The organism is Pseudomonas sp. BIOMIG1BAC, assembly GCF_001705995.2.
GTDB classification, from domain to species: Bacteria; Pseudomonadota; Gammaproteobacteria; order Pseudomonadales; family Pseudomonadaceae; genus Aquipseudomonas; species Aquipseudomonas sessilinigenes.
Window position 1 is genome coordinate 5,506,667 of record NZ_CP049045.1, and the last position, 26,632, is coordinate 5,533,298.

General features: G+C 66.9%; 17 protein-coding genes. 11 read left to right on the forward strand and 6 right to left on the reverse strand.

From position 1 onward, the window contains the following. Positions 1-3: 3 nt before the first annotated feature. On the reverse strand, positions 4-11,037 hold the full coding sequence (locus tag ATY02_RS25435) for a non-ribosomal peptide synthetase (protein ID WP_164823715.1): 11,034 nt from the start codon (positions 11,035-11,037) through the stop codon (positions 4-6). A 175-nt stretch (positions 11,038-11,212) separates the two neighbouring features. Here ATY02_RS25435 and ATY02_RS25440 point away from each other — a divergent pair, with 175 nt between their 5' ends. Next, the gene (locus ATY02_RS25440; protein WP_068582606.1) at positions 11,213-12,181 is read left to right on the forward strand and encodes a siderophore-interacting protein; all 969 of its coding nucleotides are present in this window, start codon (positions 11,213-11,215) and stop codon (positions 12,179-12,181) included. Positions 12,182-12,236: 55 nt separating this feature from the next. Here ATY02_RS25440 and ATY02_RS25445 read toward each other — a convergent pair whose 3' ends face one another. Beyond that, entirely contained in the window at positions 12,237-12,977 is a 741-nt protein-coding gene (locus ATY02_RS25445) for a thioesterase II family protein (protein ID WP_068582609.1), read from the reverse strand. Positions 12,978-13,132: 155 nt separating this feature from the next. Next, positions 13,133-14,305: an MFS transporter gene (locus tag ATY02_RS25450; RefSeq protein WP_068582612.1), complete on the reverse strand. Its 1,173-nt coding sequence runs from the start codon at positions 14,303-14,305 to the stop codon at positions 13,133-13,135. Positions 14,306-14,430: 125 nt separating this feature from the next. Between ATY02_RS25450 and ATY02_RS25455 the strand changes: the two genes are divergently transcribed. From ATY02_RS25455 to ATY02_RS25495, 9 genes are all read left to right on the forward strand, one after another. Then, positions 14,431-15,018 carry a TetR/AcrR family transcriptional regulator gene (locus tag ATY02_RS25455; RefSeq protein WP_068582615.1) on the forward strand — a complete coding sequence of 196 codons (588 nt, stop codon included), beginning with the start codon at positions 14,431-14,433 and terminating at the stop codon, positions 15,016-15,018. 117 nt (positions 15,019-15,135) lie between these two features. Further along, on the forward strand, positions 15,136-16,962 hold the full coding sequence (locus ATY02_RS25460; RefSeq protein ID WP_068582619.1) for a glycoside hydrolase family 15 protein: 1,827 nt from the start codon (positions 15,136-15,138) through the stop codon (positions 16,960-16,962). A gap of 52 nt (positions 16,963-17,014) precedes the next feature. Next, positions 17,015-17,383, forward strand: coding sequence for a VOC family protein (locus ATY02_RS25465; protein WP_068582622.1), 369 nt, complete (start codon positions 17,015-17,017; stop codon positions 17,381-17,383). Between the two features lie 121 nt (positions 17,384-17,504). Then, on the forward strand, positions 17,505-17,891 hold the full coding sequence (locus tag ATY02_RS25470) for a hypothetical protein (protein ID WP_068582625.1): 387 nt from the start codon (positions 17,505-17,507) through the stop codon (positions 17,889-17,891). Between the two features lie 32 nt (positions 17,892-17,923). After that, positions 17,924-18,376, forward strand: coding sequence for a hypothetical protein (locus ATY02_RS25475; protein ID WP_053138859.1), 453 nt, complete (start codon positions 17,924-17,926; stop codon positions 18,374-18,376). 59 nt (positions 18,377-18,435) lie between these two features. Next, positions 18,436-19,341: an alpha/beta fold hydrolase gene (locus tag ATY02_RS25480; protein WP_068582627.1), complete on the forward strand. Its 906-nt coding sequence runs from the start codon at positions 18,436-18,438 to the stop codon at positions 19,339-19,341. A 77-nt stretch (positions 19,342-19,418) separates the two neighbouring features. After that, the gene (locus ATY02_RS25485; protein ID WP_068582630.1) at positions 19,419-19,892 is read left to right on the forward strand and encodes a hypothetical protein; all 474 of its coding nucleotides are present in this window, start codon (positions 19,419-19,421) and stop codon (positions 19,890-19,892) included. Between the two features lie 15 nt (positions 19,893-19,907). Then, a complete protein-coding gene (locus ATY02_RS25490) occupies positions 19,908-21,350 on the forward strand; it encodes a TIGR01777 family oxidoreductase (RefSeq protein ID WP_068582633.1) in 1,443 nt (480 codons plus the stop codon). A 14-nt stretch (positions 21,351-21,364) separates the two neighbouring features. Beyond that, entirely contained in the window at positions 21,365-23,803 is a 2,439-nt protein-coding gene (locus ATY02_RS25495) for a PEP/pyruvate-binding domain-containing protein (protein WP_068582635.1), read from the forward strand. A 7-nt stretch (positions 23,804-23,810) separates the two neighbouring features. On the opposite strand, the gene ATY02_RS25500 is transcribed toward ATY02_RS25495, so the two are convergent. Next, complete coding sequence (locus ATY02_RS25500) at positions 23,811-24,797, reverse strand: GlxA family transcriptional regulator (protein WP_068582638.1); 987 nt, start codon at positions 24,795-24,797, stop codon at positions 23,811-23,813. 92 nt (positions 24,798-24,889) lie between these two features. On the opposite strand from ATY02_RS25500, the gene inhA reads away from it, so the two are divergent. Beyond that, positions 24,890-25,576: an isonitrile hydratase gene (gene inhA, locus ATY02_RS25505; RefSeq protein WP_068582641.1), complete on the forward strand. Its 687-nt coding sequence runs from the start codon at positions 24,890-24,892 to the stop codon at positions 25,574-25,576. A gap of 10 nt (positions 25,577-25,586) precedes the next feature. Here the strand turns inward: inhA and ATY02_RS25510 are convergent, their stop codons facing one another. Both ATY02_RS25510 and ATY02_RS25515 read right to left on the reverse strand, forming a co-directional pair. Then, positions 25,587-25,931: an antibiotic biosynthesis monooxygenase family protein gene (locus tag ATY02_RS25510; RefSeq protein WP_068582644.1), complete on the reverse strand. Its 345-nt coding sequence runs from the start codon at positions 25,929-25,931 to the stop codon at positions 25,587-25,589. A 23-nt stretch (positions 25,932-25,954) separates the two neighbouring features. After that, positions 25,955-26,587, reverse strand: a complete 633-nt coding sequence (locus ATY02_RS25515) for a LysE family translocator (protein WP_068582647.1) — start codon at positions 26,585-26,587, stop codon at positions 25,955-25,957. Positions 26,588-26,632 lie beyond the last annotated feature (45 nt).

Here is a 26,632-nt window from a genome sequence, read left to right on the forward strand (position 1 = left end):
GGTTCAAATCGCCTCTAGTTCGCTCAAGAATTCACGAAGATCATCAAAATCAGCCGCACTGCCAGCGCGACAAACGCTGGCGGCCTCGACATAAGCCCGCAAGGATTCGGTCTGGAACACCTCAACCAGTGGCACTTCCAGTCCTAGCTCGGCCTGGACCCTGGAGGTGATCTGGATCGCCAGCAGGGAATGGCCGCCCACTTCGAAGAAGTTGTCGTTGAGCCCTACCTGCGGCAGGCGCAGGACTTCGGCCCAGATCGCCGCGATCTGTTGCTCCAGTTCGCTCTGCGGGGCCACGTAGGCCTGCTGCATCTGGCTGGCGTCCGGTTGTGGCAGGCCCTTGCGGTCCAGCTTGCCGTTGGGGGTCAAGGGCATCTGCGCCAGGAACATCAGGTGGGTGGGCACCATGTAGTCCGGCATGCGCGCCTTGAGGGCACGGCGCACGGCATCCCGGGCACTGGCCTGGGCATTGGCATCGTCGACCAGGGCTGGATCGAACATCACCAGGTAACCCACCAGTTGCTTGCCGGTCGGCCCATCCTGGGCCACCACCACCGCCTCCCGCACGGCCTCCTGCTCGCGCAGGCGCGCCTCGATCTCGCCCAGTTCGATACGGAAGCCACGGATCTTCACCTGGTGGTCGACCCGGCCCAGGTAGTCCACCACCCCGTCAGGACGGCCACGGGTCAGGTCGCCACTGCGGTACACCCGGCTGCCCGGCGCACCGAACGGATCGGGCACGAAGCGCTCGGCCGTCAGTGCCGGACGTTCCAGGTAACCCCGGGCCACGCCTTCGCCGCCCAGGTACAACTCGCCCGCCACGCCGATCGGTTGCAGGTTCAACTCAGCATCCAGCACATAACCGCTGCGGTTGCCCAGCAGCGTGCCGATCGGGGCGTAGGCCGCGCCGCATGGATCGTCCTTGCGAGCCTTCCACAGCAGCGGCGTGACCACGGTTTCGGTCGGGCCATAGCCGTTGAACAGGTAGGTCGGGCGCAGTGCCCGCCAGGCCAGGTCGTAGCTGGCCTGGGCCACCGCATCGCCGCCGAAGCAGTACACCCGTACCGCCGGTGGGTTGCCGTCGCGCTCGGCGTGTTCGGCCAGCTGCTGCAGGTACACCGGTGGGAACACCCCCACGGTCACACCGTGGCGATGCATCTGGGCGTAGGTCTGCTCCGGCAGCCACAGGTTGTCGTCGCGGATCAGCACCCGCGCACCGTTGATCAGCGGGTGCATCCAACCTTCATGGGAGCCGTCGAAGGCGAACGACATGAAGTGCAGCTCGCAATCGGCCGCGGTCATTTCGTAGCGCTCGCCGGTGGCGATGATGTGCGCCACCAGCGGCCCGTGGGACACCGCCACGCCCTTGGGCAAGCCGGTGGAGCCGGAGGTGTAGATCACATACGCCAGGTAGTCGCCGTCCAGCGTCACGTGCGGGGCGCTGTCGTCGTCACCACTCCACTGCTCGGTACGGTCCACTGCCAGGCTCTCCAGCCCCTGCGGCACCGGCAGGCGCTGTTGCACCGCCGAGTGGGTCAGCAGCAGTTGCGCGCGGCTGTCCTGCATCATGTACAGCAGGCGGTCCTCGGGGTATTCCACGTCCAGCGGCACGTACACGCCACCGGATTTCAGCACCGCCAGGAACGCCACCATGATCTCCGCGCTGCGCGGCATGGCGATCGCCACCCGCACTTCCGGGCCCACGCCACGGGCGATCAGGGCCCGGGCCAAGCGGTTGGCGCTGCGCTCCAGCTCGCCGTAGGTCAGCTGTTGCTCACCGAAGATCACCGCCACCGCCTCGGGGGTTTCCCGGGCACGGTCGGCCACCAGCTCGTGCACCAGGCGCGTGGCCGGGAAGCCCGAATCGGTCCGATCCCAGAGCTGGATGATCTGCCGCTGCTCCGCTTCGTCCAGCAGGTTCAACTGGCCGATGGCTTGCTGCTGGTCGGCGACCATCGCCTGCAGCAGGTTCTGCCAGTGGCGGGCCATGCGCTCGATGGTCGAGGCCTCGAACAGGTCGGTGGCGTAGCTCAGCGAGGCATGCAACTGCTGCTGGGATTCTTCGATATCCAGGACCAGGTCGAACTGCGCCGCAGTTTCATCCCAGGTCACCGGGCTCATGTCCAGCCCCGGCAAACGCTGCAAATGATTGCCTGCCTGGCTGATGTGATGGTTGAACACCACCTGGAACAGCGGGTTGAGGCTCAGGCTGCGCTCCGGCTGCAACGCCTCCACCAGTTGCTCGAACGGCAGGTCCTGGTGGGCCTGGGCTTCCAGGGCCCGTTGCTTGACCTGCGCCAGCAGCTGGTCGACGGTCATCTGGCCATCGATATCGGCCTTGAGTACCTGGGTGTTGACGAAGAAACCGATCAGGCGCTCGGTCTCTACCCGGTTGCGGTTGGCGATCGGCACCCCGACACGGATGTCCTGCTGGCCGCTGTAGCGATGCAGCAAGGCCTGGTAGGACGCCAACAACAGCATGAACAGGGTCACGCCACGGACCTTGGCCAGGTCCTTGAGCTCATCCACCAGGGCAGCGGGTAGCGGTATCGACAGGCGAGCACCACGATGGCTCGGCAAGGCCGGGCGCTGATGGTCGAACGGTAACTCCAGCACCGGCTGCTGCCCACCGAGCATGTCACGCCAGTAGCCGAGCTGACGGGCCTTTTCGCCGGCCTCCATCCAGTCGCGCTGCCAGGCGGCGTAGTCGGCGTACTGGATCGGCAAGGCCGGCAGCTGCAGCTCTTCACCCAGGCTGTAGGCCGAATACAGCTGCACCAGCTCTTCGATCATCACTTGCATCGACCAGCCATCGGAGACGATGTGATGCTTGACCAGCACCAGCACATGGTCATCTTCGGCCAGGCGCAACACGTTGGCTCGCAACAATGGGCCCTGGCGCAAATCGAACGGCTGGGCGATCTGCGCCTCCACCAGGGATTTGAGGCGCGACTCATCGGCCTCGACCACCCCCAGCTCGAACCGCGTCTGGGCTTCGATCACCTGGACGGCGCGCTGGCCATCCTGCTGCAAGCGGGTGCGCAGGCTTTCATGGCGCGCCACCAGCGTATCGAAACTGCGCTGCAATGCAGCCAGATCCAACTGGCCCTTCAGGCGCAGCGCGCTGGGCACATGGTAGGCGGCGCTGGTCGGGTCCAGCTGCCAGAGGAACCACTGGCGCTCCTGGGCATAGGACAAGGCCAGCGGTTGCGCCCGGTCCACCGGCAGGATCGCCGGGGCCGAGGCGTCGACAGCGCCCAGGGAGCCGACGAAATCGGCCAGCACCGGATGCTCGAACAGGGTCTTGAGGCTGACCTCGATACCCAGGCCATGTCGCACTCGGGACACCATCTGGGTGGCCAGCAGCGAGTGGCCGCCCATCTCGAAGAAATGATCGCCGAGGCCGACCCGCTCGGCACCCAGGACTTGGGACCAGATGGCCGCCACCTGCTGCTGTAGCTCGGTGACCGGAGCGATCCAGTTGGCCAGCGCCTGGCTGGCATCGGGCTTGGGCAGCGCCGCGCGATCGAGCTTGCCGTTGGGGCTCATGGGCAGGCGCTCCAGGAACAACAGGTGCCCCGGCACCATGTAGTCCGGCAGTTCTGCACGCAGGCTCGCCTTCAACTGCTCGCGCAACGGCTCTTGCTGTTGCTCGGACAAGGCCTGGCTGGCCACCACATAAGCGACCAGCTGGTTATCGGCGGCGACCACCAGGGCTTCGCGCACACTGGCCTGGGCCAGCAGGCGGGCCTCGATTTCCCCCAGCTCGATACGGAAACCACGCACCTTGACCTGATGGTCGATCCGCCCGATGTACTCGATCACCCCGTCGGCCCGGTAGCGTGCCAGGTCGCCGGTACGGTACAGGCGCCCCGCCCCATCCGCGGCGAACGGATCGGGAATGAAACGCTCGGCGGTGAGTTCGGGACGCTGGAAGTAACCACGGGCCAGCAGCGGCCCGCCAATCACCAACTCACCGGCCACACCCACCGGCACCGGATTGAGGTTGGCATCGAGCAAGTAGATGGCGCGACCGTCCAGTACCCGGCCGATGGGCATGACTGCCGGCAACGGCTCGCCACCCAAGACATAAGCGGCACAGTCCAGGGCCGTGGCACTGACCGTGGTCTCGGTGGGGCCATAGGTGTTGAACAGCCTGACGTGTTCCAGGCCCGCCGCGCGCCAGGCATTGAGGCCTTCCGGCGGCATGGCTTCGCCGCCGATATGCACCTGGCGCAGGCGCCCATAGTCGCGTGGGCCACGGTCGGCGAAGTCCCGTACCAGCAGGTACCAGTAGGCGGTGGTCAGGTCGGCCACGGTGATCTGGTGTTCGATCAATTGCTGGTAGAAGGTGTCGCTGTCCCACAGTTCGCCACCGCGTACCACAACCGCCGCACCGCAGCACAATGCCGGGTACAACTGTTCGACGAAGGCGTCGAAGTTGAAGGTGCCGAATTGCAGGGCCCGGTCATCGGCCTTGAGCTCGAACAACTCGGTGATCACTTCCACATGCCGCGCCAGGGAACCCAGGTCGATCCCGACTCCCTTGGGCCGGCCAGTGGAGCCGGAGGTGAACATCACATAGGCCAGGTTGCCCGGCTGCGAACGCACCGGCGGGTTCTCGGCGCTGTAGGCGGCCAGCCAGTGTTCATCCTGCTCCAGGCAGATCAGCGGCAAGCCGGGGCTGATCGGCAATTGCTCCAGCAGCGGTTGCTGGGTCAGCAGCAAGCCCAGGCCGCTGTCCTCGATCATGCACTGCAGGCGCTCGCGGGGGTATTTCGGGTCCAGCGGCACGTAGGCGCCACCGGCCTTGAGCACCGCCAGCAGGCCCACGACCATTTCCAGGGAACGATCCACCGCGACCCCCACCAGGGAATCGGCCTTCACCCCCAGCTCGATCAAGCGCTGGGCCAGGCGGTTGGCCCGCTGGTTGAGCTCGCCATAGGTCAGGCGGCGCTGGTCGAGGATCAGCGCCAGGCGCTCCGGTTGCATCGCCGCCTGCTGCTCGAACCGTTGCACTACGCTGGCCTGCGCCGGCCGCGAGGCATCGCGCGGATTCCAGGCCTGCAACAGGTGCCGTTGTTCCGACTCCGGCAGCAACGGCAAGGCCCCCAGGGCCTGCTCCGGCGCCTCGAAAAAGCGCTGCAGCAGCGCTTGCAGGCAGGCCGCCAGGCGCTGCACTGCCTGGCTGTCGAATTCGGCCTGGAGGTACTCCAGGTGCAGGCTCAAGCGTGCGCCGCCGTGCGCAGTCAGGGTCAACGGGTAGTTGGTGCGCTCCTGGCTCTTGACCTCGCTGAAGCGCAGGCCATCGGCAGCGCCCTGCTCCAGGCTCTTGGCCACGGGGAAGTTCTCGAACACCACCAGGGTATCGAACAGCGCCTCACCGGCGGCCCCGGCCCAACGCTGGATATCGAACAACGGTGTGTGTTCGTGCTCGCGCATCTCCAGGTTCAGCGCCTGAACCTGGCGCAGCCAGTCGCCGACCGACTGCGCCGGATCCACGCTGACGATCAAGGGCAAGGTGTTGATGAACAGGCCGACTTGCTGCTCCACATCCGCCAACTGCGCCGGGCGTCCGGAGACCGTGACCCCGCAGGCCACGCTGGACTGGCCGGTATAACGCTGCAACAGCAACAGCCAGGCCGCTTGCACCAGGCTGTTGAGGGTTACCTGTTGAGTCCGGGCAAAGGCACCCAGGCGCCGGGTCTGCTCTTCATCCAGTTCACAGAGCAGTTCGCCGTATTCGCCCGTTGCCGGTTGCCCGCTCCTGGCCACGCTGCGAGCCAGGAATGACGGCTCGTCCAGCTGTGCCAGGCGCTCGCGCCAGAACGCCTCGCCCAGCGCCGGGTCCTGGGCCTGCAACCAGGCGATGTGCTGGGCAAAACCGGCGCCTGCCGGCGCCAGCGCCTGGCCCTTGCAGGCTTGCAGTACTTCATTGAGTACCAGGGCGTTACTCCAGCCATCCATGAGGATGTGATGGCTGGTGTACACCAGGTGCCAGCGGTCTTCATCGGTGCGCACCAGCACCACCCGCAGCAAGGGCGGACGAGCCAGTTCGAAACCTTGCTGGTGCTGCTGCAGGGCCAGGGTGTCGAGCGCCGCCTGCAAATCCGCACGAGTGCGCCAGTCATGCTCGATCAGCGGCAGCTCGACCTGGCGATAGACCACCTGCAGGGCCTGGCCCTGGTCCTCCTGCCAGACGAACCCGGTGCGCAGCATGTCATGGCGCCCCAGCACCTGCTCCCAGGCTTGCTGGAAGCGCGCCACGTCCAGGCCCTGGACATCGGCCCGCAACTGGCTGACATAGACGTCGCCCTTGCCTTGCTGGTACAGGCTGTGGAACAGCATGCCCTGCTGCATCGGCGACAGCGGATACACATCCTGCACCTCGCGGGACGCCAGGGCCAGGTCATCCAGCTGCTGCTGGGTGAGCCTTGCCAGGCTGACGTCGGACGGGGTCAAGGCGCCCTGGAGCGGGTCCAGGCAATGTTCGATCAAGGCCAGCAACTGCTCCTGGTAGTCATCCACCAGGCGCTGGATGGTCGAGGCGTCGAACATCTCACGACTGAAGCCCCAGCTCAGGCTCAACTCGCCACCGTAGACCTGGCCCTCGATCACCAGCCAGTTGGCCAGCGGCGCACCAGGGTCCTGGGTCTGCCCGGCCTTCTCGGCGGCCGGCACCAGCAGCGCCTGGGCATCGAACTGGCGGTCGAACTGCCCCAGGTAGTTGAAGGTGATGCGCGGTTGCGCCAGCTGCGCCATGGCGTCACGACTGGCGGCATCGCCCAGGTAGCGCAGCAGGCCGAAGCCCAGGCCCTTGTCCGGCACGGCGCGCAATTGCTCCTTGATGCCCTTGATCGCCGCCCCTGGCTCGCCGGCGCCGCGCAGGTACACCGGGAACAGGCTGGTGAACCAGCCGACGCTGCGGCTCAGGTCCAGGTCGCTGCCCTGGGTTTCCCGGCCGTGGCCTTCCAACTGCACCAGGGTGCCCTCGACGCCGGTCCAACGGCCGATGGTGCGGGCCAGGGCGGTGAGCAGCAGGTCGTTGATCTGGGTGCGATAAGCGCCCGCTGCCTGTTGCAGCAATTGCGCGGTGCGCTGGGCATCCAGGGTCAGGGTGATTTTCTGTTCATGACGGTTTTCCAGGGCGCCCGCCGGACGCTCGGCCGGCAGGTCCGCGACCTGGGCCGGGATCTGCGCCTGCCAGTACGCCAGCTCGGCGCTACGCTCCTCCGCCAGTTGCTGCAGGTGTGCGGACCAGGCCTGGTAGGAGCTGGTACGTGGTGCGAGGGCCTGTTGCGGCTGGCTATACAGCTGCTGCAAATCTTCCAGCAGCACGCGCCAGGACACCCCGTCCACCGCCCAGTGGTGGACCACCAGCAACAAGCGCTGGCTGCCATCGGCCAGGTTGACCAACATGCCGCGCAGCAATGGGCCTTGCTCCAGATCCAGGCTGCGCTGGGCAGCCTCGCACAGCTGGGTGAGTTGCTCCGCATCGCCTGCCTCACGCAGCCACAACAACTCGCCGGGCTCCTCGGCATAGGCCTGCTGCCAGCCAGCGGCCACTTGGCGCACGCGCAAGCGCAGCGCATCGTGATGCTTGGCCAGGCGCGCCAGGGCCTCGGCCAGGCATTGGGCATCCAGGGGTTGGCGGGCTTGCAGCAACAGCGACTGGTTCCAGTGCTGGCGCTGCGGTACCGCTTGCTCCATGAACCAGTGCTGTACCGGCGTCAGCGCCAGCTCGCCGCTGGCCGGGCCAATGTCCTGCTGGCCGAGGGCCACCGGCTTGGCCACCTGGGCCAGGCTCCGCAGGGTCTGGTGCTGGAACAGGTCCCGTGGGCTGAGCGCCAGGCCAGCCTGGCGGGCGCGGCTGACCACCTGGATGGAAATGATCGAGTCGCCACCCAGGGCGAAGAAATTGTCATCCAGGCCGACCTGCTCCACCGTCAGCACCGCTCGCCAGATCTCGGCCAGGGTCTGCTCGGCCCCCTCGCGCGGCGCACGGTAAGGAGCCAGTTGCACCTCACCGACCTGGCTCAGCAGGGCCTTGCGATCGAGCTTGCCGTTGGCGGTCACGGGCATGCTGTCCAGCAGTACCCACTGCGCCGGCACCATGTAGTCCGGCAGGCTGCGGCCCAGGTGTGCAGCCAGTGCCTCGCGCCAGTCGGCGGCGGCCTCTTGCAGGACCAGGTAACCCACCAGTTGCTTGCCGTCCACCACCAGCACCGTGGCTTCGCGCACTTGCGGATGCTCCAGCAGGCGCGCCTCGATCTCGCCCAGCTCGATACGCAGGCCGCGCAACTTGACCTGGTGATCCAGGCGCCCCAGGTACTCGATCACGCCATCGGCGCGCTGGCGCACGCGGTCGCCGGTGCGATACAGGCGCGCGCCATCATGGAATGGGCAAGGTACGAAACGCTCGGCAGTCAGCGCCGCGCGCCGGTGATAGCTGCGGGCCAGGCCGGCACCGCCCAGGTAGAGTTCGCCAGCGACCCCGGCAGGCACCGGCAGCAGTTGCGCGTCCAGCACGTGGGTGCGCAGGTTGGCGATCGGCCGGCCGATCGGCACGCTATCGAGCCCTTCGTCGACACAGGTCCAGTGGGTCACGTCGATGGCCGCTTCGGTCGGGCCATACAGGTTGTACAAACCGGCCTTGGGCAACTTGGCGAACACCTGCTGCTGGGCATCCATGGGCAAGGCTTCACCACTGCAGACAATGCGTTTGAGGCTGGTACAGGCCGACACGCCGTTGTCGCGAATGAATGCCTGAAGCATCGAAGGCACGAAATGCAGGGTGGTGACCTGCTGCTGGGTAATGGTCCGGATCAGTTGCGCCGGCTCGCGATGGGCCCCGGGAGCGGCCACCACCAGGCGTGCCCCGGTCATCAGCGGCCAGAAGAACTCCCACACCGAGACGTCGAAGCTGAATGGGGTTTTCTGCAGCACCGCATCGCTGGCGTCCAGGCCATAGGCCTGTTGCATCCATTGCAGGCGGTTGACCAGCGCCGCGTGGCTGTTGCCGGCGCCCTTGGGCTTGCCGGTGGAGCCCGAGGTGTAGATCACGTACGCCAGGTTCAGCGGATCGGTCAGCACCTCCAGCGGGCTGTCGCTGTAGGCATCGAGCCAGTCCGGCTCCTGGTCCAGGGTGATGATCCGGACCGTTTCGCCAGGCAGCGACGCCAGCAGCGAGCTCTGGCTGAGCAGCAGGCCGATGCCGCTGTCCTCGATCATGTAGGCCAGGCGATCCTGGGGGTATTCCGGATCCAGGGGCACATAGGCTCCGCCGGCCTTGTGGATCGCCAGCAGCCCCACGACCATTTCGATGGATCGCTCGATACAGATCCCCACCAGCGTGTCGGCTGCCACCCCATGCTCGCGCAACAAGCGCGCCAGCTGGTTGGCCCGGGCGTCCAGCTCGCCATAGCTGAGCTGGTGCTCGCCGAACACCAGGGCACAGGCCTGCGGAGTACGCCCGGCCTGGGCCTCGATCAACTGGTGCATGCAGACCCCGCTGGGGTAGTCCACCGCGGTGCGGTTCCATTCATGCACCAGCAACTGCTGCTCCTGGACATCGAGCAGGGGCAGTTCGCCGATACGTTGCCCGGCATCCGCCAGCATGCCTTGCAGCAGGCTGGTCCAGTGACGCGCCATGCGAGCGATGGTGGCCGCATCGAACAGGTCGTCGGCATAGGTCAGCGCCGCATGCAACCTGCCGGATTTTTCGTAGGTATCCAGGGTCAAGTCGAACTGGGTGGTACGGCTTTGCCATTCCACCAACCCCAGCTCCAACCCGGAGGCGGTGTTCACCGTGGTGATATCGGCCACCTGCGGCTGGTGGTTGTACATCACCTGGAACAACGGCGTGTGGCTCAGGCTGCGCTCCAGCTTGAAGGCCTCCACCAGTTGCTCGAACGGCAGGTCCTGGTGGGCCTGGGCACCCAGGGCTGCCTCCTTGACTGCTTGCAACAGCTCGCTGACCCGGGTCTGGCCGGTGAGTTCGGTACGCAGCACCTGGGTGTTGACGAAGAAGCCGATCAGCCCCTCGACCTCGGCCCGGTTGCGGTTGGCGATGGGCACGCCGACACGGATGTCGCCCTGGCCGGTGTAGCGATGCAACAGCACATTGAAGGCCCCGAGCAGGAGCATGAACAAGGTGACGTTGTGTTGTTTCGCCAGGGCGCGCAACTGCTCGGCCAAGGCCGGCTCCACGGCGAACTCATAGCGGGTCCCGCGGTAGCTGGGCACCGCCGGGCGTGGATGGTCGGTGGGCAGCTCCAATACCGGATGCTCATCGCCCAGGCGGGCCTGCCAATACTCCAGCTGACGCGCCTGCTCCCCCGCCTCCAGCCAGCGCCGCTGCCACAGGGCATAGTCGCTGTACTGGATCGGCAGTGCCGGCAATTGCGGCGCCTCGCCGCGCTCGAAGGCGTCGTAGCAACGGATGAATTCATCGATCAGCACGTTCATCGACCAGCCATCGGACACGATGTGGTGCAGGGTCAGCAGCAGCACATGGTCCTGGTCCGCGAGCTTGAGCAGCTTGATCCGCAACAGCGGCCCCTGGCCCAGATCGAACGGCAGCAACGACTGGCGCTGTGCCTCGGCGGCCACCGCCTGCTCGCGAAAGGCTGCATCCGTGGCACTCAGGTCCTGGTACTCCAACGGCAATGGGCTGTCGGCCACCACCTGCTCCAGACGGTCATCGGCATGACGCTTGAACAGGGTGCGCAGGGTTTCGTGACGGGCGATCAGGTGGGCGAAGGCCTGCTCCAGCGCACCGCGATCCAGTTCCCCCTTGAGGCGTACGGCGCCCGGCAGGTTGTAGGCGCCGCTCTCGGGGTCCAACTGCCAGAGGAACCACATGCGTCGCTGGGCGTAGGACAGGTCCCAGCGATCGTCCACGGCCACGTCGGCCGGAATCGGAAACAACGAAAAGTCGATGTTTTCATCCCGCAGGCCATCGAGGAACAACCGCCGCTTCTCCAGCGGCAGCTCGATAAAGCGGCGAGCAAGTTTCAGGGACTTTTCAGCGTTCATCGGGGTTCATCCGTACATGTTGGGTATCGAGCGAGGGCTCGGCTATCCCTACGAAACGGATGGCCACGGGGAAAAATTAACTCCGCGCCAGCACCCCGGATGGCGCTGGCAACGGTAAATTCCAAGCCCGGCGACTCGTCAGATCAGGACCTTCTTCTCAAATAAGGTCGCGACCATGTCCTCAGCCACTTCCCTGGCCAGCTCCCTGGCCAATGGCTTGCGCAAGTTGGTAGGCGCCGGCGTCCAGCCACCCCGGGGCTACCGGGTGATCAACGTCGAACTCAAGCAGCGCATTGCCCTCAGCCCCTCCCTGGTGCGCCTGGTATTCAGCGGCGATGACATCGCCCAGGCCCGCACCCTGGCCCCGGACCAGCGCATCAAGCTGCTGTTTCCCGCGGCCGACGGCAGCCCCTCGCAATTGCCGGTGGAGGGCGACTGGCATGCCGTGCGGCGCAAGCTGCCGAGCGAGCAGCAACCGCCGATGCGCACCTACACCATCCGAGCGCTGCGCCTGCAACCGGCGGAGCTGGATGTGGACTTCGTGCTGCATGGGATCAATGGGCCGGCTTCGAGCTGGGCCACTTGTGCCCGACCAGGCGACCACCTGCAAATGGTGGTGCCGAACAAGGCCTTCAGTGGCGACCCCGGCGGTTATGAATGGATTCCACCAAGCGGCATCCGCAAGGTTTTGCTGATGGGTGACGAAACCGCTCTGCCTGCCATTGCCGGGATTCTCGAAGAACTCAAGCAATACCCGGACTACCCGGATGTGCAGGTGTTCATCGAGGTACCCCACGAACATGACTGCATCGAGCTGGGCTGCCACCCGCTAACCCGGTTGAACTGGCTGCCTCGCGACCTGCTCGACGCCCAGCATGGCGAACCCTTGATCCATGCCGCTCGGGAGCTGGCCGAGCTGCCACCACCCAGCGCTGGAAGACGACCGGTCAAGAATGCCGGGCGCGACGAACAGGAACGTCCTTGGGAAACCGCAGCGCCAGCGGACAACCAGTTCTATGCCTGGGTCGCCGGCGAATCGGCCACGGTGATGAAGATCCGCCGCCACCTGATCAACGAACGCGGCCAGGAGCGGCGCAACCTGACCCTGATGGGTTATTGGCGCATGGGCACTTCGCTGGGTTGATCCGCGTCGCAGGGCCACGCCCTGCGACGCTTGAACCGCCTGTAGCCCTTAGCGGCTACAGGGACATGGCGACTTGTGGCTGGTGGCGGCGCCGATGCACCTCAAGGTGTCCCTTGATCAGGCTCAGCACCCTGGCCTCATGTTCATGGATGAAGAAATGCCCACCGGCGAGCATGTCCACCGAGAACCCGCCATGGGTCTCCTTGCTCCAGCCGATCAACTGTTCGGTGGTGGCGCGATCGGCCCTGCCGCCCAGCACGTGCACCGGGCAATTGAGCAGCGGGCGTTGCAGTGGACGGAAGCGCCCGCACAACAGGAAGTCAGCCCGCAGGATCGGTAACGTCAGGTTCATCAACTCCCGGTTGGCTAACACTTCCTCACTGGTGCCGTTGAGGGTGCGCAATTGCTCGATCAGTTGCGCATCGGTCTTGGGTTCGGCAAAACCTCGGTCGTATTCGGTGCGCAAGGTCGGTGCTGCGGTTCCCGAAGCGAACAGCGCCACCGGTTCCGGGCAACCCAGGGCCCGCAGGGCATGGGCCAGTTCACAGGCCAGCAAGGCCCCCAGGCTGTGGCCGAACAAGGCATAGGGCGCACGCAAAGTGTCCCGGATTTCCAGGGCCAATTGCCCGGCCAGCTCACGCATGTCGGTGTGAAAGGGTTCGGCGAAGCGGGCGCCACGCCCGGGTAGCTCTACCGGCGACAGGTGCAGCCACTCCGGCAATTTGCGCCGCCAGCGGCTATAGACCATGGCACTGGCTCCGGAATACGGCAGGCACAGCAGGTTCAACTGGGTCACGGTTATCCCTCGACAAATGATCGCTCGGCACACCCCTGAAAACCGACTGGGCCAGCCCAAACCGGGGGTGATTCACCTCGGTGGCTCGGGACCTTTTTCCAGGGGCTGCACAAGCAAAACGCGATACGCCCGAGACAAATTAGTCCCGATTGCCCTCAACGCAAACGCCGATAGCTTTGCAGCGCCGCGCCCAACACCACCCCTCCACCGGCCAGGGCCAGCCAGAAACCGCTGCGGGCACCGAAGTGATCCACCAGGGCGCCGGAACCCGCCGCCCCCAGGGCCACGCCAATACCCAGGCCGGTGACCAGCCAGGTCAAACCCTCGGTGAGCTTGGCCGGCGGCACGATACGCTCCACCAGGGCCATGGCCACGATCAGGGTCGGGGAGAAGAACAGCCCGGCGACGAACACCGCCAGCGACAGGCCGAGGACGTTGCTGGCCAGCAACAACGGCAAGGTGGTGACGGCCGTGGCGATGCCGCTGTACATGAACAAGCGGGGCAATGGCGTGGACAGTTTCAAGGCCCCGAAGGCGATACCCGCCAGGCACGAACCGGTGGCGTACATCGACAGCACGATGCTCGCCGCCGCCGGTTGCCCCTGTTGCTGGGCAAACGCCACGCTGACCACGTCCACCACGCCGACAATGGTGCCCATGGCCGTCATCAGCAACAGCAACATGCGGATCTGCCCGGAACGGATGATCGACCCCGAATGCTCTTCGTCATGGGGATGGACCGGCGGCTCGGTGGATTTCTGCACCACGAACAGCCCTACCCCCAGCGCCAGCATCAGCAGCGCCACTAGCGGCCCGGCCTCGGGAAACAGGCCGACGCTGAGGCCGACCGAGATCGGCGGGCCGACGATGAAGCACACCTCGTCCAGCACCGACTCCAGGGCGTAGGCGGTCTGCAACTGCGGCTGCCCTCGGTACAGTTCGGTCCAGCGGGCCCGGACCATGGCCGACATGCTGGGCATGCAACCGGCGAGGGCGGCAAAGAGGAACAAGGTCCAGTGCGGGGCCTGCAAGCGGGTGCACAGCAACAGCGCCAGCAAGGCGCCGCCACCCAGCCCGGCCGCCACAGGCAAAACCCGGCCCTGGCCGAAGCGGTCCACCAGGCGCGAGACCTGGGGCGCACAGAATGCCGTGGCCAGGGCGAAGGTGGCCGCCACCGAACCGGCCAGGGCGTAGCCGCCGTGCAACTGCGCCAGCATGGTGATCAGGCCGATGCCGGTCATGGAGATCGGCATGCGCGCGATCATCCCGGCCAGCACGAACGCCCGGCTGCCGGGGGCCTTGAACAACTCGCGGTAGGGGTTTGCCATGTACAACGACTCCTTATGGGTCCTCAGGGCGGCTTTGCAGTAGCTACACATACGCCGCGTATGTTAAAAAGCATGAAAACATACGCCGCGTATGTCAATCCATCATGTGTTGGAGAATTGTTTTCATGAGCAGCCGCCCGCGCGCCGAAATGATCGAGGCCACCCGCGCCAAGCTGATTGCCAGCGCCCGCCTGGCCTTTGCCCGCCTGGGCTACGCCAAGACTTCCATGGACGACCTGACCGCTGAAGCCGGGTTGACCCGAGGTGCCTTGTATCACCACTTCGGTGACAAGCAAGGCCTGCTGGCCGCGGTAGTGGAGCAGATCGACAGCGAGATGGACGCCCGCCTGGACCGAGTCAGCGACCAGGCCGGCGATCCCTGGGAAGGTTTTACCCGGCGCTGCCGGGCCTACCTGGAGATGGCCCAGGAGCCGGAAATCCGGCGCATCGTCCTGCAGGACGCCCGGGCCGTGCTCGGCGAACGCCTGCCGGACCAGGAACACTGCATCGACTCCCTGGGCCGGCGCCTGCAAGCCCTGGCCGAGGCCGGGATCATCAGCCCCGCGCCGAGCCAGGCCCTGGCCCGCCTGGTCAATGGCAGCCTGGTGGATACCGCGCTGTGGATCGCCGCCGACACAGCGCCCGGACAACGCCTGGAACAAGCGCTGCAGGGCCTGGAACTGCTGTTGCGGGGATTACGCACCAAGCCCTGAGTGAACTCCCAGGGCGCTGCGCAGGTCAGCTCAACAGAAGCCGGGCGTCCTCGCCTGGCCTGACCTTCGCCCCGCTCATCGCCTGTGGCATGGGCCTGAACCCGGAGTCTTGCGGCCATGGCTGAGCAGCATCCTGCGACCCAGCGTCCCATCGACGCCCACGGCATCATCGGCGACATGCGCAGCGCCGCCCTGGTGGACGACCAGGGCAGCATCGACTTCTTCTGCTGGCCGGAATTCGACAGCCCGACGATCTTCTGCGCCCTGCTGGACAGCCCCAGCGCCGGGATCTTCCAGCTGGCGCCGGCGCTGGCCAATGCCCGCCGCCAGCAGATCTACCTGCCCGACAGCAACGTCCTGCAGACCCGCTGGCTGGGCAACGAGGCGGTGGTGGAAGTCACCGACCTGCTGGCCATCGATGAAGACGTCGAGCTGTTGCCGCTGCTGATCCGCCGGGTCCGGGTGGTCAGCGGCCGGGCCAGGCTGCACCTGCACTGCGCGCCACGGCTGGATTACGCCAGGGCCAGCACCCAGGCGCGAATGGACGGCGCCGCGGTGTGCTTCCAGGCCCCTGGCCAGCCCGGCCTGCGCCTGGTGGGCGACCGGCCACTGCAGTTGGAACAGGACGCGGCCGTGGCCGAATTCGAGCTGGAACAAGGCCAGAGCGCCGAGTTCATCCTCGGCGGTAGTGACGATCCGCGGGTGCAGTGCGGCGCCGGCGACCTGCACCTGAGCCGCACCCTGAGGTTCTGGCGCGACTGGATCGGGCGCTCCAACTACCGCGGGCGGTGGCGCGAGATGGTCAATCGCTCGGCCCTGGCGCTCAAGCTGCTGACCTCCAGGCGCCACGGCGCGATTCTCGCCGCGGCGACCTTCGGCCTGCCGGAAAGCCCGGGCGGGATACGCAACTGGGACTACCGCTACACCTGGGTCCGCGATGCTTCGTTCACCGTCTACGCCTTCATGCGCCTGGGCTACGTCGAGGAAGCCAACGCCTACATGCGCTGGCTGCGCGGGCGGGTCAGCGACTGCCATGGCAAGCCGACGAAACTCAACGTGCTGTATGGCATCGACGGGCGCCAGGAACTGCCGGAAATGGAGCTTGCGCACCTGTCCGGCCACGGCGGCGCACAGCCGGTGCGCATCGGCAACCAGGCCTACGAACAAGTGCAGCTGGACATCTTCGGCGAGCTGCTGGATGCGGTGTACCTGGTGAACAAGTACGGCGAAGGAATCTCCCACGAGGGCTGGAAACACACGGTGCAGGTGGTGGACCGGGTCTGCGCCGGCTGGCAGCACAAGGACGTGGGAATCTGGGAGATGCGCGGCGAGCAGCATCACTTCCTGCATTCGCGGCTGATGTGCTGGGTGGCGGTGGACCGGGCCATCCGCCTGGCCTCCAAGCGCTCGCTGCCGGCGCCCTTCGCCCGCTGGGACCAGGCCCGCCAGGCCATCTACGACGACATCTGGAGCCAGTTCTGGAACGAAGAGCGCGGGCACTTCGTCCAGCACATCGGCAGCACCGCCCTGGACGGCTCGATGCTGTTGATGCCGCTGGTGCGTTTCGTCGGTGCCCGTGATCCACGCTGGCTGTCCACCCTGGAGGCCATCGAGAACAGCCTGGTGCGCGACGGCATGGTCTACCGCTACCGCAACGACGACAGCCGGATCGACGGCCTGGACGGTACCGAGGGCGCGTTCGCCGCCTGCTCGTTCTGGTACGTCGAATGCCTGGCCCGGGCCGGGCGCCTGGAGCAGGCGCACCTGGAGTTCGAGCAATTGCTGCGTTATGCCAACCCCCTGGGCCTGTACGCCGAGGAGTTCGACCCCCACGGCCGTCACTTGGGCAATACGCCCCAGGCCCTGACCCACCTGGCGCTGATCAGCGCGGCCTGTTTCCTCGACCGGCGCTTGAGCGGCGACAAGGAGGTCTGGCAACCTTGAGCGGCGCCTGTGAGCACAGGCGCCCTCCTCCCCCGGCCCAATGGATGTGCCCATGCCCGACTCACCGATCATCGCCGTGATGATCCACGCCGCCGACTGGCGCGCCGCCACTGACTGGTACGCCCAGGCGTTTCCCCAGGCCCGCCGGGTGCGGCATGAGCCCGATGATTTCGGGCACCTGCAACTGGGCGAGCTGGCCCTGGAAATCGTCCCCAGCGACGCCAAGGTCGGCCAGGGCCCGGCGGGCAGCGTGGTGTACTGGCGCGTCGCCGACCTATCCGGTGAACTGCAGCGCCTGGAGGCCCTGGGCGGTCGCTTGTATCGCGGCCCCATGGCCATCGAAGGTGGCGAGTGGATCTGCCAGGTGCAGGCCCCCTGGGGCAACTGCATCGGCCTGCGCCAGCCGGCGCCCTTGGCCTGAGGTGAAAAATGGCGCTCCTCCTTCAAGCAGCGTGTCCACAGCACCGACCTGCAAGTGAAGCCGGTGCGGCGAGCGACACCGCGCTAGAATCCGCCCCTCGACTTTCCCCTGGAGCCCCCTCATGAGCCTGGAGTTGCACCTTGAAGCCGACAAACGCCTGACCACGGCGCTGCTCGGCCGTCTGCTGGAGGGTCTTGCGGGAGCCGAAATGGCCCCAGCGTCCGGAGGCCTGCAGGCGACCTTCCCATCAGGGCTGAGCCTTGACAACGAGGATTCGAACCTGGAGCCCGAAATCCGCGCCGAAGACCGCAAAGGCTGCGACTTCGCCGTCGGCCTGCGCTGCTACTTGCGCATCAAGGGCCCCGAACCCGAGGGCCACAGCGCCCTGGATGACCTGCGACGACTGCTGGACAGCATTGCCCAGAACAGCGAGGCGCTGTTCATCCTCTCGTTCCAGTACGAATCCACGCTCTACTGGCGCGACGCCGACGGTCTGCATGAAGCCTGAGCCACGAAACCACCACGAGTGACACCACCCCGATGAAAACACTGGTCGCCCTGTTTGCCCTGCTGTTCAGCAACGTCGCCCTGTGCGCCTCGTTCAGCGACTCCCCCGAAGCTCTGGTGCGCCAGTTCATTGCCGACTATCAGCAGTGGAGCGACAACGCCAGCGCACGCCAGCCGGTGGACGCGCCCCTGCAATCGCTCGACCTGGCGCAGCAGGAGTACGCCCGGTTGCTGGCCAAGTTCTGCCTGCCGGGCTTCCAGGGCCAGCCGATTGCCTTCACCTCCCCGGCCAGCCACGGCACGGGCTATGAGCAAGTTCTCTCGAGCAGCCGTACCGGTGATCGCGCGCTGGTGAAAACCCGGGCGATCACGCCCGGTACGGGGTTTGCCGCCGATTATCACTACCAGCTGATCTTCCGTGACCAGCGCTGGTACCTCAGCGAAGTGTTCTACGTGGACGATGAGGGCCAGTACGAATCGCTGTAGATCACCTGCAAGCCATTTTTGCGCTAGGGTGTTGCGAGCCACCGAACTCCGGAGTCGCCATGCCCAGCCCAGCCGCCCTGCATCACGCCACCACTGCCAGCCTGCATATCGCCTACGAGGAACACGGCCCGCGTGGTGGCGAGCCGGTGATCCTGCTGCACGGTTTTCCCTACGATCCACGGGCCTACGACGAGATCGCCCCGCCCCTGGCCGAGCGCGGCTATCGAGTGATCGTGCCGTACCTGCGCGGCTATGGGCCGACGCGCTTCACCCACCCGGGGATCATGCGTTCCGGGCAACAGGCGGCACTGGCCCAGGACCTGCTGGAGCTGATGGATGCCCTGCAACTGCCCACGGCCACCCTGGCCGGCTACGACTGGGGCGGACGCGCGGCGTGCATCGTCGCGGCCCTCTGGCCGCACCGGGTGCGCGGCCTGATGAGCGCCGACGGCTACAACATCCAGGACATCGCCAAGGCCTGTGAGCCCCGGGCTCCGGAAACCGAGCTGCAGCTTTGGTACCAGTATTACTTCAATACCCAGCGCGGGGTGGACGGCCTGCGCGCCAACCGCCGGGAATTCTGCGAGCTGCTGTGGCGCCTGTGGTCGCCGACCTGGCAACAAGGGCCCGGGCTCTATGGGTTGAGCGCGCCGTCCTTGGACAATCCGGATTTCGTCGAGGTGGTGATCCACTCCTATCGCCATCGCTTCGGCTACGCCCCGGGCGATCCGGCGCTGGAACCCATTGAGCAGGCGCTGCTGGCCCAGCCGCCGATCCAGGTGCCGACCATCGCCCTGTGCGGCGCCGACGATGGCGTCGGCGCGCCGCTGGTGCCGGACCCCGACGGCCCGCAGTTCACCCGCGGTTATGAACGGCGGATCTTGCCCGGGGTCGGCCACAACGTGCCCCAGGAGGCGCCGCAAGCCACCCTCGAGGCCCTGCTGGAGTTGCTGCAAGACGCTTGAAGAGCGCGACTGGCGCACGCCATGGCGGGGGAAAAATCGGTACACTGCGCGGCCTCGATCCCCCCACAGGACATGGAATGTTATCCGCCGCCTCTTCTTCACGCCCTGGCCTGCGCCGGGGCCTGGTGCTCTGGCTGTACGCCGCCGGCGCCGGCCACTTGCTCGCCGGCCTGCTGCTGACCTGGACCGGCCACCAGGCGCTGTTCAACGACTACCTGGCCACTATCGAACAAGCCTTCTGGGGCGCCGCCGCCCCGGCGCCGGCCCGGGCCCAGCAGGTCTGGTGGCTGGGCCTGTTCGGCGCCACCCTGCAAAGCTACGCCCTGTACCTGCTGGCCCTGGTGTACCTGGGCGATCGCCTGCGCGCGCCGGCGGCCTGGGCCTGGCTGATGGCCGGGATCGTCCTCTGGGCGCCCCAGGACATGTGGCTGTCCTGGCAGGTGGGCATGTCGTCCCATCTGTGGATCGACAGTTTCGCTCTGCTGGTGCTGCTGCCACCTTTGGCCTGGCTGTACCGCCACGACCGCCTTACCTCTCGCTCACTTTCGTAAAAGGATTTCATCATCGTGGCTGACTTGCCGTTCCTGCAGTGGGCCGTCGCCCTGCTGCTCGCCCAAGGGGTGCTGGGCGCCCTGGACACCCTCTACCACCACGAACTCACCGTGGCCCTGCCGCAACGCCACAGCGCGCGCAAGGAACTGAGCATCCATGCCCTGCGCTCGTGCTTCTACGGCGTGCTGTTCATGGGCATCGCCCACCTGGCGTTCCAAGGCATCTGGGCCTTGGTGATCGCCCTGCTGTTCGCCCTGGAGATCGGCCTGACCCTGTGGGACTTCGTGGTCGAGGACCGCAGCCGCAAGCTGCCGGCCATCGAGCGCATCATGCACACGGTGCTGGCGATCAATGCCGGCGCCTTCTTCGCCTTGTACGGCCTGCAACTGCTGGAATGGTCGCGCTTGCCCAGCGCCCTGGCCCCTATCGACCTGGGCTGGCAGGGCTGGGCCCTGAGCCTGTTCGCCGTGGGCGTGAGCGCCTCGGGGATTCGCGATGGCCTGGCGGCCCTGCGCCTGCAACGCCAGGGGCAGGCGATCAATCCGTTCACCGGCGGCGCAGGCAAGCGGGTGCTGGTCACCGGCGGCACCGGCTTCATCGGCGAAGCGCTGGTCAACCAGTTGCTCGACGCCGGCCACACGGTCAGCGTGCTGGCCCGGGACCCCTTGCGCGCCGCCTACCTGTTCGACGGTCGCGCCCGCTGCCTGCGCTCTTTGGACAAGCTGGGCCATGGCGAAGCGTTCGACGTGATCATCAACCTGGCCGGCGCCCCGGTGGCCGGGCCGCGCTGGTCAGCCAAGCGCCAGGCACAGCTGCTGGCCAGCCGGGTCGGCACCACCGAAGGCCTGCTCAATTGGCTGCAACACGCCCAGCACAAGCCCGCGCTGTGGATCCAGGCCTCGGCCATCGGCTTCTACGGGGTGCGCGATGCCAGCCAGGAACTGGATGAAGACGCCGCGCGCGGCGAAGGCTTCATGGCGGATTTGTGCGCCCGCTGGGAGTCCTCGGCCGAGCCCGCCAAACGCTTCGGCGTACGCCAGGTGGTGCTACGCCTGGGTATCGTGTTCGGCCCCGGCGGCGCCCTCAAGCCGCTGCTGATGCCCTTCTACTTCGGTTTTGGCGGACGCATGGGCGATGGCCGGCAGATCATGAGCTGGGTGCACCGCGACGATGTGCTGCAAGTGATGGCCCGCGCCATGCGCGACGAATCCCTGGAGGGCACCTACAACCTGGTGGCCCCGGATGCCGTGAGCCAGGGGCAGTTCGCCGAGAGCGTCGGCCAGTTGCTCAAGCGCCCGGTATGGCTGCATGTACCCTCAGCGCCGGTGCGGGCTCTGGCCGGGGAAATGGCCCAGCTGTTCTTCGATGGCCAGAAGGTGGTGCCGGCGCGGCTGTTGCAGGCCGGCTACCGCTTCCGCTACCCGACCCTGGACAGCGCCCTGCGCGATCTGGCCTGAACCGAGGAGCCTCGATGAGCAAGCCCCTGTTGTACTTGCTGGCGGGCAACGGCAGCGCCAGCGACTGGTGGGACGATGCCGTACCGCACTTTCGCCGTTATCGAGTGCAAACCCTGGAACTGCCGGGGTTCGGCGACAACCCACAACCACCGTGCGACGACCTGGGGCAGTACGCCGAGGCCCTGCTGGCGCTGACCGCCCCGGGCAACGCCATCGTCGCCGTGGGCATCAGCGCACTGGTGGTGCTGCATGCCTTGCAGCGCCGTCCCGGGCACTTCTCCCGCAGCGTGCTGCTGTCGCCGGTGGGGGCCTTCCTCTGGCAGCGACGCCTGCCGGCGTTGATGTCGCCACTGCCGGTGCGGCTGTTGATCCACCGTTTGCTCAGCCAGCGTCCGGCCTGGTTCGCCCACAAGTTCTCGCGCCAGCGCTGGAGCCCCCAGCAGTACCGGCGCATGGGCGCAGGTTATGCCCGCTGCCGGGCCTTCGTGCCGCTGTGGGAGCAATTGCGGGCCGACACCGCGCTGCCACTGCTGGAATGGATCGAAGACCCGGTGGAGCTGGTCTGGGGTGATCAGGACCAACTGCTCGGCAGCACCCAGGCCGCAGCCTGGAGCGCGATCCTGGCCCGCGCCGACCTGCGGGTCAGCCTGCACCCGGGCTGGGGCCACTACCCGTGGATCGATGCGCCGGCCGAGTTCGTCGCCTGGATCGAGGCGCCCAACGATGGCTTCGTCGCCCACACCAAGGGCGGGCGCCTGCATCTTGCACAATGGGCCGGCCAGCCGGTGCCGGCCGCCCTGAGCCTGGACAGCGCCGAGGATCCGCGCCTGCCATCGCTCCTGGCCAGCCAGCCCGATGCCCTGTGGGCCGTGCGTTCCTCCAGCTATGGCGAAGACCAGGCCGACTCGGCCAACGCCGGGCTCAGCACCACCTACCTGCGGGTGGCCGCCAGCGAAGTGGCGCAACGCATCAGCGAACTGCGCCGGAGCGGGGTCGAGGAAGTGGTGGTGCAGCGTTTCGTCCAGCCGGTGCTGTCGGGGATCGCCTTCGTGCGCCACCTGGCGGTGGAACTGGAATGGGTCGAGGGCCACCTGGAAAGCCTCGCCGATGGCCAGGCCAGCCCCGAGCGGGCGGTGCTGTCGCGCCTGGGCCAGGCTTGGGAAAGCGGCACCTTCACCACCCGCCACGGCCTGTCTGCCAAGGCCTTGTGGGACTTTCTGCAAGAGGTGCTGAAGGTTTTCCACTACGTCCCCGGCGACATCGAATGGGCCTGGGATGGCCAGCAACTGTGGCTGCTGCAATACCGCCCGATCAGCGACTACGGCTGGCGCCGGCACCTGACCGCGGCCAACATCGCCGAGATCCTGCCACCACAACCCAGCCGCTTCGTCGAGTACGGCCAGCGCCGGGCAGCGGCCAGCATCCCGGCGATCATGGCCCGCTGGGACAGCCGGGTACTGGAGAACAACGAGCCGTTTACCGCCCTGTTCGGCGGCGCCTCCTACATCAACAACGACCTGTTCCTGGTGCGCCTGGCGGATTGGGGCCTGCCCTCCTCCGGTTATGCCGCCGAAGTCGGTGGCGCGGCCCCGGCCCTGCCCTTGCGGCCCCTGCGCCTGCTGCGCTCGCTACCACGCCTGCTGCGCATGCAATTCATCGCCCGCAGCCACCTGCTGAGCCTGGAACCGGGCCTGCGGCGCTTCGAACGGGAACTGGCGCAACTGCGCGAGGCCGGGGCCTCGGGCCAGCAACTGGCGGACTGGTTCAGCCGCTTCTACGTGTTCGTGGTCCAGGGCAACCTGTGCATCGCCACGGCCCTGGCCAGCAGCGGTGGCGCCCTGCTCGGTCGCCCGCCCACCGCCTACGACAACCTGGAGCACAGCCCCCATCGGTTGCCCTGGGAAACCGATCCCGGCACTGCGCGCCCAGCATGCGCGCCGCTGCCATTGCAGGCGTTCCCAAGCTGGAGCCCGGCCGTCGCCCTGGCCCATCGCCTGGGCCTGCCGGGCATGCGCGGCTACTACCTGCAAGTACGCGAATGGTACCGGGACAACCTGATGCGCCTCTTCATGGGCCTGCACCATGCACTGCCCGAGGCCGATCGCGACTACTGGTTCGCCCCCCACGAACAGGTGCGCAGTCGCGGTGGCAGCTTCTGGCAGGACGGCCGCGAAGGCAGCGAGCAGGCCAGTGGCTTCATGATCTACCCGGGCCAGGCCCAGGGCATCCTCGGGGTGGACATCCTCCTGGAGGACACCCTCGACCCCGGTCGGCATGCCCACTACCAGCAGGCCCGGGCAGTGATCGCACGCATGGGCGGGCGCCTGTCCCATGGCTCGACCCTGCTGCGGGAACTGCGCAAGCCCTCGGCGGTGCTGCCCCAGGTGGATCCGAGCTGGATGGGCCGCGAAGTGCACTATGTCGACGGTCAACTGAACCTGGTCCAGGACTGAGGGTGGCTCAGGAGGATTCCTGGGTGGCGGCGAAACGTTCGCGATAGGCCTGGGGCGTCACGCCCAGGGCCCGCAACACGCTGCGGCGCAGAGTCTCCTCACTGCCAAAACCGCACTGCACGGCAATGCGCTTGATCGACAAGCCAGTGTCGGCCAGCAAGCGGCGGGCGGTTTCCACCCGGATCAGCTCGATCGCCCGGGCCGGGGTCTGGCCGGTGTCGGCACGGTAGTGGCGCACGAAACTGCGCTCGCTCATGGCCGCTTGCTCGGCCAGCACCGGCACCGTCAGTTCCCGGTTGAGGTTCTCGGCGATCCAGGCGTGCAGCCCATCGAAACGCCCGCCACCGTTCTGCAGCGCCAGGGTCACGCTGAACTGCGCCTGCCCGCCCGGGCGCTTGAGGAACACCACCAGTTGCCGGGCCACTTCCAGGGCCGCCTCGCGCCCCAGGTCAGCCTCCACCAGGGCCAGCGCCAGGTCGATGCCGGCAGTGACCCCGGCCGACGTCCAGACCGGACCGTCGTTGATGAAGATCGGGTTGGCCTCGACCCGCAATTGCGGATAGGCCTCGGCCAGTTGCTCGCAGCGAGTCCAGTGGGTCACCACCCGCCGGCCATCCAGCCAGCCGCTGGCCGCTAGCAGGAAAGCCCCGGTACAGACCGAGGCCACCCGCCGTGCCGACCCCGCCCTGGTCGCGACCCAGGCCACCAGCTGAGGGTCACGGGCAGCCGCGTAGACCCCGCCGCCACCGGCCACGATCAAGGTGTCGCAAGCCTGCTCCAGGCCCGGCAGGGGGTCGGCCAACAACGCCAGGCCCGACGAACTGAGGGTCGCCCCGCCCGGGCTTGCCACCACCCGGGGGTTATAGGGCAACGGCAAGCCCCGCTCACGGGCCCGGTCATTGGCCGAGGCGAACACCTGCAAGGGCCCGGTGACATCCAGCAACTGGGCGTTGGCAAAAGCCAGGACAAAGACGTTTTTCGCGGTGCTGGGCATGATTGGCGTAAATCGAGGGCAGGTTGGCGTATTCGCCAAATCCTAGAAGGCTAGAGTCAGCTCGTCCACCCCATCGATACAAGGAGCTCGCAATGGCCGTGCAGATCGGTTTTCTGTTGTTCCCAGGCGTCCAGCAACTGGACTTGACTGGCCCCTATGATGTGCTGGCGGCGCTGCCGGATACGCAAGTGCATTTGCTGTGGAAGGAGCCAGGGCCGATCAGCTCCAGTGCCGGGATGCTGCTGCAAGCCACCACTGGCTTCGCCGCTTGCCCGCCGCTGGATGTGCTCTGCGTACCGGGCGGGGCCGGCGTCGGGGCCTTGATGGAAGACCCACAGGTGCTGGATTTTCTCCGCCAGCAGGCCGCCCAAGTGCGTTACCTGACCTCGGTCTGCACCGGTTCCCTGGTGCTCGGTGCCGCCGGCCTGCTACAGGGCAAGCGGGCCACCACCCACTGGGCCTACCACGAGTTGTTGGCGCTGCTGGGGGCCATTCCCGTCCATGAACGAGTGGTGCGCGATGGCAACCTGTTCACCGGCGGCGGCATCACCGCGGGCATCGACTTCGCCCTGACCCTGGCCGCCGAGTTGTTCGACCCACAGACTGCGCAGCGGGTGCAGCTGGATCTGGAATATGCCCCGGCCCCGCCCTTCGACGCTGGCAGCCCGGACACCGCCCCTGCATCCCTGGTGCAACGAGCCCGCCAGGCCACCACAGCCTCCCTGAACAAGCGCCGGGAAATCACCCTGCGCGCCGCCGCCAGGTTGCAGGCCGGCTGATCCGGCACCCTCAGGCGCGGCGTACCGGGCCGTGGCGGTTACTGGCCAGCAAGGAGTCAATGCCGCCATCGCCATAGACCCGCTCGACCCTGGAGATCACCACCTGGTAACCGGCGTACCAACGCCGGTACTGGCGCTTGGCGGCAAGGTGCCGGGGGTCGCGGGCAAAAGCCTGGATCGATGCCTCGTCTTCCCAGTAGTAGCTGGCGTTGACCAGGCCCTGGCCAGCGTTGGCCCAGGACTGGGCACCGACGAAACCCGGCAGGCTGGCGGCAACTTCGTCGATGATCGCGCTCAAACGCTGGAACTCTTCGTCGGCCTGGCCGGGTTTGTAGATAAAGGCGGCGATGTACATGCTCGGACTCCATTGGGGAAAAATCAGCTCGGCTGGGTCATCAGCGCCAAACGCAAGGCCAGGGCCAGCAACACCGCCGCCAGCAGCCAGGACTGCAACCTGGCGGCACGCGCCGTACGAGCGGCCAGGCCACGGCCCAGCGCGGCCCCAAAGACTCCCAGGCAGGTATGAAAGACGCCGCTGACCAGGGTCAGGACCAAGCCCAGGACCACCAATTGCCAAGCGATGCTGCCCTGTCCGGGGCTGACGAACTGCGGCAAGAAGACCATGAAGAACAACAGCGCCTTGGGGTTGAGCAGGCTGTTGCCCATGGCCCGGACGAACACCGTGGCCAGCGGCACCCGGGGCGTGTCGGCAAGGTTCAAGCCAGCCCTGCTGCCCAGGGCCTTCCAGGCCAGCCACAAAAGGTAGGCGACCCCGGCATAACGAATCAGGTCCAAGGCCGGCGGCCAACTGGCCACCAGCGTGGTGACGCCGGTGGCGGTGAGCAGGGTCAGACAGATATCCGCGACCCCGATCCCCAGCCCCGAAGCGACCCCTCCCCGCCAGCCATAGGCCATGCCCTGGCTGAGGACGAAGGCCATGTTCGGCCCCGGTGACAACAGCAACAACAGTACGGCACCGATGAAGATCGATAGGCTCGTCCAGTCCGGCATGCTTGTGCGCTCCTGCGGGAAAGCCGGTAGATTAGGGGCCCTTCC